Below are 14,444 nucleotides of genomic sequence, written 5' to 3' on the forward strand. Positions count from 1 at the left end.
ACCTCCTAAATAGTGTAGTCTACTTGATCCTGCAGCTCAATGGCCTTGCCAAAAGCGTTGCGGATGACACGGATAATCAGGGTCAAGATACTGCAAGAAACAGTGACTAAGAGCATGGGCAAATAGGCTGTCAGTCCCATAAAGAGGGAGATGAGAGCGACAGTGCCTACTTCCCAGCCAAGGTAGCGCATGTATTGAACATTTTGCGTGATAAAAACCTGATTTTTACCGATGCGGCTAAGGAGTCGATAGAGATGGACAATGCAGGCCAGGGCTAGGCAGCCGAGGACATAGCCGAGCAGCAGCAAGATCCAAAAGCGTGTCTCTCCTTGAAAGAAAGGAGAGGGAAATTCAATAACTAGGTTGACGACCCAAGGTCCTAGGGCTATCAGGATAATAGAAGCAATAAATAAAAGGCTGATACTGATTTTTGTAAGAGTGATGCTCATATCTTCAGCAGTCTTTTTCATCTTGTCTGTCATAATTTCCTCCGACTAACGTTTCATTTCTTAGTAACTACAACACGAATATTATCGATAATCAATAAAAAAATATCGAAAAAAGATAAAATCAGTCTTAAGGACTAGATGAAAGTTTCTAAAAAGTTCTTATTGTATAGATATGGATTTCTTGTCAGGAGATGAATAGAGCAGAAGGGGATGAATATTTTGCTTGATTTTTGGTATAATGAAAAACAGGAATTGTATACTCTTTCTGGTCAGAAGCGGAGTATGTGTATGTAAGGAGGGAAGAGCCTGTGGGTGTAAAGCTTGTTCATTATCGTAGTAAGTTATATGAATTTCTCATGGTGCCTGCCATCGTTTCAAGGGATGATAAACATATGTGGAGGGATTTACGGCAGAATCAAAAGGAGCTACTTCTTGATGTACAGCCGCACTATGATAAGCTCTATCAGGATTTACTTCCTTTGAAAAACGAGCTTGTTGCGGTTAGTTTGTTTGAAGGAGCTACGGTGGGACTGGCTCCGCTCCTCTACCTCTACTTGCTAGAAAAAGGAGAAGATCCGGCCAATCCGCATGACTTGTTAGAATGTCTGAAAAAACTAGATGCAGAGCAAATCATCTATTGTTTATCACTTAAGCTTTCTAAAGGGGAAATCATCAAGGGACATCCTGAAGATCTGCTGTCTTTTATAGAGAATAGTGACAAGTCTCCAGAAAATAAATGGTACTGGTACCAAGCTATTCAGCATCCAGAGAAGCTTCGGGACCAATTAGTTTCCTTGTTGGAAAGAGTGTTCGAGCTCTATCAGCCTATTTATAAGCAGTTTGAGCAGGAAGTTCTAGCTTTTGAACAAGAATTTAGCCTATCTGATGTGATGAATGATGATGAGCAGAATGCCAAACTTCTTGAAAAGGACACACAAGTCTTTGTTCTGTCACCTATGTTCATTGACTCTTTTCTCGAAAAGGTTCCTGATTTCACCTCCTATTCCTTAGTCCTTTCGACGAGAAGTTCCCAGTTATCAAAGGCGGAATCGGAGCTTAACGATGAAACATTGGCTCTGACCTTAAAAACTCTTGGAGATGAAACCCGCTATAAAGTCTTGATTGAATTGATTCAACCGCATGCCAAGAATAAAGATATAGCTAAAAAACTGGGGCTTACAAGAGCCTCTATCTCATTCCATACGCAGAAGCTGCTAAATTCTGGCTTGCTAGAGCTTGTGATGGATGATGATTCGGTTAAATACACGGTCAATAAAGAACTGATTCGAAAGATTATAGAGAAGTTCAAACAAGACCTAACATAGTTTCAGAAGACCTGGATTCATTCTAGGTCTTTCTTTTTATGAAATAATAATCTAACAAAAATTTGACAAATATCTAATTTATTGTTATGATTTGTTAAATAAAAATCTAACAAGAGTAAAGGAGATGTCGTATGGTTGTTTTTGCAAAAAACAAAAATTTTCGCCAGTTGCTCATCAATCAATGGATTTCAGGTTTTGGGGACATAGTTTTTTATTTGGCTTTGATGAACTATGTCTCCGCTTATTCTTTTGCTCCACTTGCGGTTTTATTGATTTCTCTTTCTGAAACGCTGCCCCAGTTAATTCAAGTTTTTACTGGAGTCGCAGCGGACTTTCAGGAGAATCGTATCCATAAATACCTACTTATACAGTTTAGTAAGGTGCTCTTATATAGCTTGGTAACGTTTTTGCTGCTTGGACAAGACTTCTCTTTCTTGACTCTGCTTGTGATTTGCTTGATTAACTTTCTGTCGGATAGTCTGAGTTATTTTTCAGGTGCCATGCTGACACCGGTTTATGTAAAGGTGATTGAGCAAGATATGACCTCTGCTATGGGCTTTCGGCAGGCTAGTATGAGTCTGGTTCATATTTTGGGGAATCTAGCTGGTGGTTTTCTCATTGCTTGGATGAGTATTGGAGCTTTGGCGGGACTGAATGCTCTGACATTCTTGCTAGCTTACCTAGGCTTTTGGCATATTAGTAAAAGCTTACAGGACTTAAAACCGGAGTTTAACAGTGCCAAGGAGCTAAATAGAGAAAATTATTGGCAGCATTTATTGGATTCTCTTAAAGTCTTGCTGGGATTGAAAAACGTTGTGAGGTTGTTATTGGTTTCAACCTTTGGGCAAGTCACTCTGAACATTCTGACGCCAGTAGCGACTCTTTTATTGCTGAAAAGGCCTTTTTGGAATCTGCAGGTCGGCCAGTCCATTGCCGTGTTAGTTATTCTAAGTTCCGCTGGTTTGATCTTAGGGAATATTTTGAGTGGCAGTTTGCTGAAAAAAATTTCGACTAAGCTTGCTATGTATAGTAGCCAAGTATGTGAAGGTTTTATTCTTTGCGGTTTTTTCTGGCAAAACTTTTTACTTGTACTGATAGCAAGCTTTGCTTACTCAGTTACAGTCGGTTTGCTGAGTCCGAGATTGCAGAAATCTGTATTCAGTATGATTCCAGAAGAAGCGATGGGAGCCATCCAGTCAGCTATTAATATATTTAGCATGGCTGTTCCGAGTGTTTTATCCATGCTGTTAATAGCTCTTGCGAGCAGCATGGGAATTATTTATGTTCTCCTACCGCTTGTTTTAATGCTGGTACTGTCTTTCTACTTGATTATTCCAATGGAGAACTTGAAGGCAGATTCGGATAGCTGTTGAATGGTGGCTATCTTATTTTTTTCTGCTTTGAAGAGACTTCTGATTTTTCAGGTCATTTTTGGTATAATAAAGGACAGGAAATACAAGGAAGTAAAGCATGAAAATTTTTGATACACACACGCATTTAAATGTGGAAGAATTTGCTGGTCGAGAGGCAGAGGAGCTGCAACTGGCTAAAGAGCTTAGTGTTACTGCACACAATGTTGTGGGTTTTGACCGACCAACCATTGAGCGCGCCTTGGAGTTGGCGGACAACTATGATCAGCTTTATGCTACGATTGGCTGGCATCCGACTGAGGCTGGGACTTATGATGAGGCGGTGGAAGCCTATCTGCTGGACAAGCTTCGTCACCCCAAGGTGCTGGCTCTGGGCGAGATTGGGCTGGATTATCACTGGATGACAGCGCCAAAGGATGTTCAGGAGCGGGTGTTTCGCCAGCAAATCCAGCTTTCAAAGGATTTAAATCTACCTTTTGTAGTTCATACTCGTGACGCTTTGGAAGATACCTATGAGATTATCAAGAGTGAGGGTGTAGGTCCTCGAGGCGGTATTATGCACTCTTATTCGGGTTCTTTGGAAATGGCAGAGCGCTTTATCGAGCTAGGGATGATGATTTCCTTTTCTGGAGTCGTTACCTTTAAAAAAGCGACGGATATTCAAGAAGCTGCGCAGAACTTGCCCTTGGACAAAATTCTCGTCGAGACTGATGCGCCTTACCTAGCGCCTGTTCCCAAGCGTGGCCGAGAAAACAAAACAGCCTATACTCGCTATGTGGTAGAGAAAATTGCTGAGCTTCGTGGGCTGACTGTCGAAGAAGTAGCGCAAGCGACCTATGCCAATGCAAAGAAGGTGTTTGGGCTTGGATAAATTATTTAACTGGGTAAAAACTAATACAACCGTAAAAAGCAATTTATATATTCTTGGGATAGAATGCGTATTATGTTTTTTCATGTTTATTGGGGATTTGGTGAAACCTTTACTAACTTGCACTGTATTAATATGGATTTGTATTTATTGGTATGTTTATCGATGTAACGATAAATTGACTCTAAAACAATTTTTATTTGGATATCAAGAACGTAATGATTTATATGGAAGCGATGCTTTTTTCTTTAAACTACTGTCAAGTGAATTTTTCAAAATCATAAAGAGTTATCCAATAACTATGGTATATATTTTATTTTGGTATCTACCTCTGGGTACTTTACAAAAATTTTGGGGTGCAATCAAATCAATTATTGAGATACTAAACTTATTTGATATATTGGGTTTTCTCAATACGTTTGAGAATGGTATTGAATATTTAGCAAATATCTTAGTTCCATGTATGTTGGCTTATAAAGATGTAACACAAATTGTTGTAAACATAGTGTATCTGATTGTTTTGTGGATAGTGACATATTTTATTTGCTTACGAATCAAATTGTCGAAAATGGAGGTCAATGACTAATAACGTGAAAAAACTAAAAATCCCTCAAGTAATCGTCGTTGAGGGCAAGGATGATACAGCCAATCTGCAGCGATTTTACCAAGTTGACACTTACGAGACGAGAGGTTCCGCTATCAATGAAGAAGACCTAGAGCGGATTGAGAAACTGCACCAGCTGCGTGGGGTTATTGTCTTTACTGATCCAGACTACAATGGCGAGCGTATCCGTCGAATGATTATGGAGGCAGTGCCAACTGCTCAGCATGCCTTTCTTCGTCGAGATGAGGCAGTTCCCAAGTCTAAGAACAAGGGTAAATCGCTTGGGGTAGAGCATGCTTCATTTGAGGATTTACAGCAGGCATTGGCTGGGTTGGTCGGATATTTCGATGATGAGGATAATTTTGACATCACCAAAAGCGATCTTGTGCGACTAGGTCTGCTTATGGGAAGTGACAGCCGTCAGCGCCGAGAGTATCTGGGAGAAGAGCTCCGCATCGGCTATTCTAACGGCAAGCAACTGCTAAAACGGTTGGAATTGTTTGGGGTGACTTTGGCGGAAGTGGAAGAAGCCATGCTCAAATATTCAGTCTAACGGAGTAAGAAATGAAAAAAGTAATTATTACGGGCGGCAATAGTGGGATTGGATATCAAACTGCAAAACAGTTAGCTGAGAAAGGTTGGTCAGTGACCCTATTTTGCCGTCGAAAAGAAGCTGCTGAGCAAGCCTGTGAGAAAATCCGTCAACAAACAGGAAATCTGCATGTGGATTATATCTTGGCTGATTTATCTGAGATGAAGAGTGTCAGTAAAGCAGTGGAGCAGTATATCCAAAAAGAAGAGACTCTAGATGTTTTAATTAACAATGCAGCCGATTTTGATTTATCGGTCAAAAAACCGATTCTTACCAAAGATGGATTAGAAAAGCAGTTTGCGACCAATGTGGGCGCTCCGTACTTGCTTTCTTCCTTATTGAAAGACTTGTTGGAAAAGTCAGAAAGTGGTCGGATTATTAATATTTCTTCCCAAGGACTGATGCTTTATCCTTTCATGAAGCTTGATTTTGAAAATTTATCCGGTCAAAAACATTACAGTCCTGCTAAGACCTATTATCAAAATAAACTGGCCTTGTTGATGCTGTCGCTTTATATGCGGAAGCATTGGAAAGGTATCAAGGTTCAGGCCATCCGTGTGACCAATGTCAAAGTAGATATGCGCCGCTATGATCACCTCAGCGCTTTTATGAAAAATCTGTATAAAATTAAGTCGAGATTTTCGATTAGTCCTGAAGAGATGGCGAAAATCTATACAGCCTTATCTACAGAAGATGGCTATGAGGGCTTTTTGTATGACGAGAAATGTAGAGAAGTCAAGGCTAACGTATTTGCTTACAAGGAAGAAGAACAGAAAAAACTTTACACCTTGCTAGAGCAAATGACCTTCTTAAAAGATAACGAATAACGAATTAGAAAAGAGAAAAGATGCGTATTGCAGACCATAGTGTGACCCGTGCCATTCTGGAGCGTCACGGTTTCACTTTTAAAAAATCTTTCGGTCAGAATTTCCTGACGGATACCAACATCCTCCAGAAGATTGTGGATACAGCCGAGATTGACAAAAATGTCAATGTCATCGAGATTGGGCCTGGTATTGGGGCTTTGACAGAATTTTTGGCCGAAAGTGCCGCGGAGGTCATGGCCTTTGAGATTGATGATCGTCTGGTGCCCATTTTGGCGGATACTCTGCGCGATTTTGATAATGTGACAGTGGTCAATCAGGATATTCTCAAGGTTGATTTGGCCCAGTACATAGCAGAGTTTAAGAATCCAGACCTGCCTATCAAGATAGTGGCAAACTTGCCCTACTACATCACGACGCCGATTCTTATGCATTTGATTGAAAGCGGAATTCCTTTTAGTGAGTTCGTCGTTATGATGCAAAAAGAAGTGGCAGATAGGATATCAGCTCAGCCTAATACCAAGGCCTACGGTAGTTTGTCAATCGCGGTGCAGTATTACATGACGGCTAAGGTTGCCTTTATCGTGCCACGGACAGTCTTTGTACCAGCGCCAAATGTGGATTCGGCCATTCTCAAGATGGTGCGCAGAGACCAGCCAGCTGTTGAAGTACAGGACGAGAAATTCTTTTTCAAGGTTTCCAAGGCCAGCTTTGTCCACCGCAGGAAGACCCTATGGAATAACCTGACCAGTTGTTTTGGGAAGTCAGAGGAGACCAAAGACAAGTTAACAGCAGCCTTAGAACGAGCTGACTTATCTCCAAGTGTTCGGGGAGAGGCTCTGAGTTTAGAAGAATTTGCGCGCTTGGCAGACGCTTTGAAGTCTGAGGGATTATAAAAAAATAGAAGATCTGCTCTATATAGCTGGTCTTCTATTTTACTAATGAGGTACATATGAAAGTGAAATGTCTGTCTTTTCTCTGCGGTGTAATTCTACTTCATAATAACAAAAAATCCTATCAATCATGATAGGATTGCTTTTTATGCGGAGGAAGGGATTTGAACCCTCACACCCGTACGGGCACATGCGCCTGAAGCATGCGTGTCTGCCGTTCCACCACCTCCGCTTGAGATTCTATTATAACTTATTTTTGTGAAAATGCCAATAGAGAATATCAGTTTTTTTCACTGTATGAAAAAAGCAGAAAAATTTCTATTTTTTCTTTACTAAAATAGTTCTATGATATTGCCATTATAGCAAGTATTTGTTACAATTAGATTAATTACTTATTTAGGTAACGAAATAAAAAAGGAGAATGTTATGAAACTGAAAAAATGGCTGCTATTTTTGATGCTGCCCCTTCTGTTTTTGCTCGATTTGAAGCTGTTTACAGCAACTGCTCAAGCGGATGCTTTGAAGAATGCAATCACAGATATTAAAATCTGGGACTACTCTAATGGCCGCGAAGCAACCAAGGTTAACGGTGCTTACAATTTGGTTCAAGGGGGAAATTATCGTTATGAACTAGTTTTTGATTTGTCTGCTTACGATAACAAGCTCAAGGATGGAGATACCTTTACCTTTACAGTACCGAACGGTGCAACCATTGCTGATAATACAACCTTTACCCTGACAGATAATGAAACGCAGGTCCAGCTCGGAGCTGCTAAGATGACATCGAATGGTTCAGGTAAGGGCGGTCTGATCACGGTTACTATTCAGAATTTGGCAGATTACAAGTCTAAGACAACTGCTAGTGGAGTAAGAGGAAGTTTCTTCTTTGACTTTCAGGCGACGACAGTAGGCGCTGATCAGGACTGGAATTATAAGCCCGAGGAAACTCAAGGCGCGATGAGCCATAAGGTAACCATTAACGAGCGCAAACAGAGCAGTTTTTCAACAGCGGGTGAAAACTACGCTAAGGTTGGAGGGGTCATTGCTAAGAAGCCATATAATTCGGCTATTCTTGGTAAGAGCGGTGACTACTCGCACAACTGGACTGTGCGTATCAATACTCAGCAAAAGACCTATAACTCTCCGATTGTTATCAAGGATGTCATTCCAGATAGCAGTGCACCAATGCAATTCGTTCCGGAGCAATTTGTCCTTCGCCAAGGGGAGTACACGCAGAGTTTATCAAGTATTGCGAATTCTGTTATCTTGAAAGAAGGTCAAGATTATACGGTTGCCTATAATGACACTTATACAGAGTTTACTCTAACCATCAATAACCCAGGCAACCATGCCTTTATGTTGAACTATATGACAACTTCACCAGCGGATGGTTCTTTGGTGTCGAATATAGCTGAGATGGAAGTTGATAATGAAAAACTGCCATTCAGAGATGACCGTCCTGGTGTTAAGTCTTCTACAATAGAACGTAGCAGCCGGATTACAGAGGGCGGTGTCATTACAGCTGATATCAGCAACAGTCTGGTTCTCTACAAGCAAGATTCTAAGACTGGCAAAATGCTAGAAGGTGCTGTCTTTAAGGTGACAACTCCTAGCGGTGAAGAGATTACTCTGCCGCCGACAGATGCTAACGGTCGGGTTTCTACACAGCCTTTCTCAAATGAAGAAATCAAGAAAGGTCAATTCACAGTAGAAGAAGTAACAGCTCCGGAAGGCTATGTACTGGATAGCAATCCGATGAAGGTGACTATCAAGGCTGATGGAGCGGTTAAGACAGTCAAGAATACGGTGGATCCAAATGCCAGCAAAAAGCTGACAGTCAAGAAAATTTGGAAAGATGAAAACAATCAGGACGGCAAGCGTCCAGCTTCTATTGCTGTAGATGTCTACGCTAACGGTCAAAAGCTAGCTGACAAGACAGTGACCGTAACTGGTGGAAGTACAGATGCGGAGTGGACAGCTCAGACAACTGATTTACCAATCTTTGATGCAAGCGGTCAAAAAATCACCTATACAATCGGTGAAGAACAGCTTGATGGCTACGATGCTCCAGAAGTAGATCAGGAAAATTTCACTGTTACCAATAGTCGTACGCCAGAGAAAATCGCTATCAAAGCTAGCAAGAAATGGGATGACGCTGAAAATCAAGACGGTAAACGCCCTGCCAATGTTGTTGTAAAACTTTATAAAGAAGTTGGTGGTCAGAAATCAGAAGTTGAGAACCGAACTCTGACTGAAGCTGACCAGTGGGCAATCGAGTTCACCAACTTGAACAAATATGAAAAGGGACAAGAAGTTGTTTATTCTCTGGAAGAAGACGCGGTCTCTCACTATCAATCTCAGGTAACTGGCAATGCTGCTGATGGATTTGTAGTGACCAACACTTATAAGCCAGAAACCATCAAGATTTCCGGTCAGAAGAAGTGGGATGACGCGGAAAACCAAGACGGCAAGCGTCCAAATGCTGTTAGAGTCAAGATCATGAAAGGCCAAGATATTGTCGATGTACAGGAAGTGACTGCTGCTAACGGTTGGAAATATGAATCCAATCCTCTTCCTAAGTATGCAGCAGGCCAAGAAATTGCTTATACTGTTGCAGAAGAAACTGTCTCAGGCTACACGAGCAAGGTGGACGGCTACAACATCACCAACTCTTACACTCCAGAAACGGTCAATATTTCCGGTCAGAAGAAATGGGAAGATGAGGACAACCAAGATGGTAAGCGTCCAGCTTTTGTTAAGGTTAAAATTCTGAATGGTGATACGGTTGTGGATGAGCAAAATGTGACTTCCGCTAACGACTGGAAATATGAGTCCAAGGCTTTGCCTAAGTACGCAGCAGGCCAAGAAATCACTTATACCGTAAGTGAGGAAGCTGTTCCAGGTTATACTAGTAAAGTAGATGGTTACAACATCACTAATTCTTACACTCCAGAGACAACGACTGTGTCTGGAAGCAAGACTTGGGAAGATGGCGATAACCAAGATGGCAAACGTCCAGCTTCTATCACAGTTAATCTGCTAGCTGACGGTCAAAAAGTCAATACCCAAACAGTCGGTGAGGCAGAAGGCTGGTCTTACAACTTTACTGGCTTGCCAGTCTACAAGGATGGCCAACGGATTACCTATACAATAACGGAAGAAGCTGTGCCAGGTTATTCAACCAGTCTTAACGGCTACAATATCACCAACTCTTATACACCAGAGAAGACAGAAATCACTGCTAGCAAGACCTGGAATGACAGCGACAATCAAGACGGCAAGCGTCCAACTAAGATTAGCATTAAGCTGATGAAGACAGTCGGCGGTGTCAAGACAGAAGTCGCTAGCAAGGAAGTGACAGCTGCTGATCAATGGCAAACCAAATTTGAAAATCTGCCAGTCTATGAAAATGGTCAGAAGATTGATTACTCTATCGAGGAAGATGATGTAGCTGGCTACATTAAAGAAATCAAAGATTTCACAGTTACTAACTCTTACACTCCAGAGATGATCAAGATTTCCGGTCAAAAAGTCTGGGATGACGCTGATAACCAAGATGGCAAGCGCCCGGCTTCTGTTAAGGTTAAGGTGAAAAATGGCGATACTGTCGTAGATGAGCTGGAAGTAACAGCTGCTAACAATTGGAAGTTTGAGTCTAAAGCTCTTCCTAAGTATGCAGCAGGTCAAGAGATTGCCTACACTGTTACTGAAGAGGCAGTTGCGGAATATCAAACTAAGATTGATAAGTTCACCATTACTAATTCTTACACTCCTCAAAATACGGAGTATGCTGTTACGAAGGTCTGGGATGATGCTAATAACCAAGACGGTAAGCGTCCAGCTTCTATCACAGTGCAACTGTATCGCTCAGTAAACGGTCAAGACCCAATTGCTGTCGCAGGTAAAACGTTGACCTTGACGGCTGATAATGAGACAGCTGCCAACACTTGGAAAGCAAGCTTCACCAATCTGCCTCAGTTTGACAAGGGACAGGAGATTACCTACTCTGTCAAAGAGGATGATGCAACAGTAGCCGCTTTGAAAGAAAAAGGTTACAGTCCGAAAGTAGAAGGTCAGACAATCACTAACTCTCATACTCCAGAGCAGGTTAAAGTTTCTGGTCAGAAAGTCTGGGATGATGCAGACGATCAAGACGGCAAACGCCCAACATCTATTACAGTTAAGGTAATGGATGGAAGCACTATTGTTGATACACTTGAAGTAACAGCTGCTAACGGATGGAAGTTTGAATCTAAAGACCTGCCTAAATATAGAAATGGTCAAGAGATTGCCTACACACTTAAGGAAGATGCGGTTGCTCAGTATGAAACTAAGATTGATAAGTTCACCATTACCAACTCTTACACTCCAGAAACCGTTAAAGTCTCTGGTCAAAAGGTTTGGGATGATGCAAATAACCAAGATGGCAAGCGCCCATCCTCTATCAAGGTCAAGATTTTGGACGGAGATAAGGTAGTAGATGAACTGGAAGTGACAGCCGCTACTGACTGGAAGTTTGAGTCCGAGGATCTACCTAAGAATAAGAAGGGCAAAAAAATCAACTATAAAGTCCTTGAAGAAGTGACGGTTGAGGGTTATAGCAGCAGCCAAGAACAAGCAATAGATGGCAGCTTCACTTTGACTAACAGCTATAAACCAACACAGATTGCTGTTAAGGGAACTGCGGCATGGTCAGATGCTGAAAATCAAGATAAGGTTCGACCTTCTAAGATTACTGTTCGACTCTTGGCAGATGGCAAACCAATCAAAGAAGAGGTTGTATCAGAAGAAAATGGTTGGCAGTATAACTTTAGCGACCTTCCTAAGTACAAGGACGGTAAGGAAATTGTCTACAGAGTTGCTGCTGATCCAGTAGATGGCTACAAGCTTGAGATCAACGGTACTCAGCTGATCTTTAGTCATGTCCCTGCTAAGAAAGAGAGTGTTGAAGGGAAGGTTTCTGCTGATAAGCCAGGCGGTCAAGCTCCGAAAGCAGGAGGAAAAGCTCTTCCGCGTACTGGACAGGAAGAAAATCTCCTTGTTACTATTCTTGGCTTCCTAGCAGCGCTTCTCGCAGGAGGAATGCTGATGGCTAAGGCGAAACGCAGCTAATCAGTTTTGTGACTTACTGAAAACCACAGTGAGTATTTCATGCGATAAAAAAGCGAACAGGTTCTTTTGGACTTGTTCGCTTTTATCATGCTGGTGTTAATCCAAATATTTTAAAGCAGCCGCTTTCTATGAAAAATGAAACCAACCTTAAGAAATGCCTTATATGCAAAACAAGCAAGCTAAATCTCGCATTTTTTGTTATAATGAGTGTATTAACTTTTAAGGAGCAATCTTGCAAGGAAAAATCATTAAGGCTCTAGCTGGTTTCTATTATGTGGAGTCGGACGGACAGGTTTATCAAACCAGAGCGCGGGGTAATTTTCGCAAAAAAGGGCAGACACCTTATGTCGGTGATGAAGTCGAATTTTCAGCAGAAAAAGACTCGGAAGGCTATATTTTAAAAATAGCAGAGCGAAAGAACAGTCTTGTACGCCCTCCGATTGTCAATATTGACCAGGCAGTTGTAATCATGAGCGCGAAAGAGCCGGATTTCAATGCCAATCTGTTGGATCGCTTTTTGGTGCTTTTAGAGCATAAGCGGATTCATCCTATTGTCTACATCAGCAAGTTAGACCTGCTAGAGGATGAGCAGAGCTTGGATGTCTATGTGCAGGCTTATCAGGCTATCGGGTATGAGGTTCTTAAGACTACTGAGGAGTTGCTGCCGCTGCTGACAGGGAAAATCACTGTTTTCATGGGACAGACTGGAGTCGGGAAGTCCACCCTGCTCAATAAAATCGCCCCAGACCTGCAGCTGGAAACAGGAGAGATTTCTGAAAGTCTGGGCCGCGGCCGCCATACGACAAGAGCTGTCAGCTTTTACAATCTAAATGGCGGGAAGATTGCCGATACGCCAGGATTTTCATCTTTGGATTACGAGGTGAGTACAGCTGAAGATCTCAATCAAGCTTTTCCCGAGATTGCTGAGTTCAGCCAGTCCTGTAAGTTTCGTACTTGCACTCATACTCACGAGCCAGCTTGTGCCGTTAAGCCAGCAGTTGAGGCCGGCCAGATAGCTTCATTCCGCTTTGAGAATTACCTGCAGTTTCTCAGCGAGATTGAAAATCGTCGGGAAACCTATAAAAAAGTTGCCAAAAAAAATTCTAAATAAGGAGAAGAACTATGACATCATTCAAAATTGCCCCTTCAATTCTAAGTGCGGACTATGCTAATTTTGAAGCAGAATTGAAGAAGTTAGAAGCGACAGGTGCTGAGTATGCTCATATTGATATTATGGATGGTCATTTTGTGCCTAACATCAGCTTTGGAGCCGGGGTTGTTGCCAGTATGCGTCCTCACAGCAAGCTAGTCTTTGACTGTCATCTGATGGTTTCCAATCCTGAGCACCATATCGAAGAATTCGCTCGTGCCGGTGCAGATATTATCAGCATCCATGCCGAAGCGACACCTCATATCCACGGAGCGCTGCAGAAGATTCGGGCAGCAGGAGTCAAGCCTAGTGTTGTGATTAATCCGGGAACACCAGTCGAAGCAGTCAAAAATGTTTTAAATCTGGTTGACCAAGTCCTTGTGATGACAGTCAATCCTGGCTTTGGCGGCCAGGCCTTTCTGCCAGAAACCATGGATAAGATTCGTGAACTGGTCATTCTGCGCGAAGTCAATCAGCTGAATTTTGATATTGAAGTGGATGGCGGTATTGACAATAAGACCATTGGGATTGCTAAAGAAGCTGGTGCCAATGTCTTCGTAGCTGGCAGCTATGTCTTTAAGGGTGATGTCAATCATCAAGTTCAGACCTTACGGGATGCCCTGCATGGCTAAGGTTGCGCTGTTTGCTGGGGGGGATTTGGAGCATTTTAGCTTAGACTTTGATGTGTTAGTCGGAGTAGACCGTGGGAGCCTCTTTCTGCTTGAGCAGGGAGTTTGTCCTGACTTGGCTGTCGGAGATTTTGACTCTGTGACCGAGAAAGAGTTGCTGCGCATAAAAGATAGAGCTAAGGAAGTCATTCAGGCCCATCCTGAAAAGGATGATACGGACTTGGAGTTAGCTGTTCTAGCTTGTTTTGAACGGTATCCAGATGCTTGTTTGACCATTTTCGGAGCCTTTGGTGGCCGTCTGGATCATGCCTTAGCTAATGTCTTCATGCCCAGTAATGAAAAAATTGCACCTTATATGGAGAAGATTTTTCTGGAAGACGAACAGAATCTGCTGACCTATGTTCCCAAGGGGCGCCATGAAATCAAGCCAGTAACTGGTATGCGTTATCTAGCCTTTCTGCCATCGGATGATGCCGCCTTAACGATTGAGGGCGCCAAATATCCGCTCAATAAAGATAACTTTTTTTTCAAAAAAGTGTATGCTTCTAACGAATTTATAGATAGGCCCATTTATTTGGACTTTGATAGCGGCTATACAGTCGTCATTTACAGCAAAGACAGGAGCTGA

At 42.2% G+C, this 14,444-nt stretch carries 10 protein-coding genes, 1 tRNA gene and 1 pseudogene; 10 read left to right on the forward strand and 2 right to left on the reverse strand.

Going from position 1 to position 14,444, the window contains the following annotated elements; translation table 11 throughout:
- Nucleotides 1–5: 5 nt before the first annotated feature.
- On the reverse strand, nucleotides 6–482 hold the full coding sequence (locus MK370_RS07665) for a DUF2975 domain-containing protein (RefSeq protein WP_002917772.1): 477 nt from the start codon (nucleotides 480–482) through the stop codon (nucleotides 6–8).
- 205 nt (nucleotides 483–687) lie between these two features.
- On the opposite strand from MK370_RS07665, the pseudogene MK370_RS07670 reads away from it, so the two are divergent.
- The 6 genes and pseudogenes from MK370_RS07670 to rsmA all read left to right on the forward strand — a co-directional run bounded on the left by MK370_RS07670 (nucleotide 688) and on the right by rsmA (nucleotide 6,928).
- Nucleotides 688–1,774 (forward strand): annotated as a pseudogene (locus MK370_RS07670) (ArsR/SmtB family transcription factor).
- 131 nt (nucleotides 1,775–1,905) lie between these two features.
- Nucleotides 1,906–3,147, forward strand: a complete 1,242-nt coding sequence (locus MK370_RS07675; RefSeq protein WP_268684811.1) for an MFS transporter — start codon at nucleotides 1,906–1,908, stop codon at nucleotides 3,145–3,147.
- 97 nt (nucleotides 3,148–3,244) lie between these two features.
- Nucleotides 3,245–4,015 carry a TatD family hydrolase gene (locus tag MK370_RS07680; protein WP_268684812.1) on the forward strand — a complete coding sequence of 257 codons (771 nt, stop codon included), beginning with the start codon at nucleotides 3,245–3,247 and terminating at the stop codon, nucleotides 4,013–4,015.
- 575 nt (nucleotides 4,016–4,590) lie between these two features.
- Complete coding sequence (rnmV, locus tag MK370_RS07685; protein ID WP_268684813.1) at nucleotides 4,591–5,169, forward strand: ribonuclease M5; 579 nt, start codon at nucleotides 4,591–4,593, stop codon at nucleotides 5,167–5,169.
- Nucleotides 5,170–5,180: 11 nt separating this feature from the next.
- Complete coding sequence (locus MK370_RS07690) at nucleotides 5,181–6,035, forward strand: SDR family NAD(P)-dependent oxidoreductase (RefSeq protein WP_268684814.1); 855 nt, start codon at nucleotides 5,181–5,183, stop codon at nucleotides 6,033–6,035.
- 20 nt (nucleotides 6,036–6,055) lie between these two features.
- A complete protein-coding gene (gene rsmA / locus MK370_RS07695) occupies nucleotides 6,056–6,928 on the forward strand; it encodes a 16S rRNA (adenine(1518)-N(6)/adenine(1519)-N(6))-dimethyltransferase RsmA (RefSeq protein WP_268684815.1) in 873 nt (290 codons plus the stop codon).
- 146 nt (nucleotides 6,929–7,074) lie between these two features.
- Here rsmA and MK370_RS07700 read toward each other — a convergent pair.
- Nucleotides 7,075–7,157 (reverse strand) — tRNA-Leu (locus MK370_RS07700).
- 194 nt (nucleotides 7,158–7,351) lie between these two features.
- Here MK370_RS07700 and MK370_RS07705 point away from each other — a divergent pair.
- The 4 genes from MK370_RS07705 (at nucleotide 7,352) to MK370_RS07720 (ending at nucleotide 14,444) form a co-directional block, all read left to right on the forward strand.
- Nucleotides 7,352–12,037, forward strand: a complete 4,686-nt coding sequence (locus MK370_RS07705) for a Cna B-type domain-containing protein (protein ID WP_268684816.1) — start codon at nucleotides 7,352–7,354, stop codon at nucleotides 12,035–12,037.
- Between the two features lie 232 nt (nucleotides 12,038–12,269).
- A complete protein-coding gene (gene rsgA, locus MK370_RS07710) occupies nucleotides 12,270–13,148 on the forward strand; it encodes a ribosome small subunit-dependent GTPase A (RefSeq protein WP_268684817.1) in 879 nt (292 codons plus the stop codon).
- Nucleotides 13,149–13,159: 11 nt separating this feature from the next.
- Nucleotides 13,160–13,819, forward strand: a complete 660-nt coding sequence (gene rpe, locus MK370_RS07715) for a ribulose-phosphate 3-epimerase (RefSeq protein WP_268684818.1) — start codon at nucleotides 13,160–13,162, stop codon at nucleotides 13,817–13,819.
- The gene (locus MK370_RS07720; RefSeq protein WP_268684819.1) at nucleotides 13,812–14,444 is read left to right on the forward strand and encodes a thiamine diphosphokinase; all 633 of its coding nucleotides are present in this window, start codon (nucleotides 13,812–13,814) and stop codon (nucleotides 14,442–14,444) included. Before rpe ends, MK370_RS07720 begins: the two co-directional genes overlap by 8 nt.

It is taken from the genome of Streptococcus sanguinis (assembly GCF_026781265.1).
In the GTDB taxonomy this organism is placed as follows: Bacteria; Bacillota; Bacilli; order Lactobacillales; family Streptococcaceae; genus Streptococcus; species Streptococcus sanguinis_T.

Excerpts from the sequence above, each read along its gene's own strand:
- MK370_RS07665 (WP_002917772.1), bottom strand. The coding sequence starts at position 482 with ATGACAGACAAGATGAAAAAGACTGCTGAAGATATGAGCATCACTCTT.
- MK370_RS07675 (WP_268684811.1), top strand. The coding sequence starts at position 1,906 with ATGGTTGTTTTTGCAAAAAACAAAAATTTTCGCCAGTTGCTCATCAAT.
- MK370_RS07680 (WP_268684812.1), top strand. The coding sequence starts at position 3,245 with ATGAAAATTTTTGATACACACACGCATTTAAATGTGGAAGAATTTGCT.
- rnmV (WP_268684813.1), top strand. The coding sequence starts at position 4,591 with ATGACTAATAACGTGAAAAAACTAAAAATCCCTCAAGTAATCGTCGTT.
- MK370_RS07690 (WP_268684814.1), top strand. The coding sequence starts at position 5,181 with ATGAAAAAAGTAATTATTACGGGCGGCAATAGTGGGATTGGATATCAA.
- rsmA (WP_268684815.1), top strand. The coding sequence starts at position 6,056 with ATGCGTATTGCAGACCATAGTGTGACCCGTGCCATTCTGGAGCGTCAC.
- MK370_RS07705 (WP_268684816.1), top strand. The coding sequence starts at position 7,352 with ATGAAACTGAAAAAATGGCTGCTATTTTTGATGCTGCCCCTTCTGTTT.
- rpe (WP_268684818.1), top strand. The coding sequence starts at position 13,160 with ATGACATCATTCAAAATTGCCCCTTCAATTCTAAGTGCGGACTATGCT.
- MK370_RS07720 (WP_268684819.1), top strand. The coding sequence starts at position 13,812 with ATGGCTAAGGTTGCGCTGTTTGCTGGGGGGGATTTGGAGCATTTTAGC.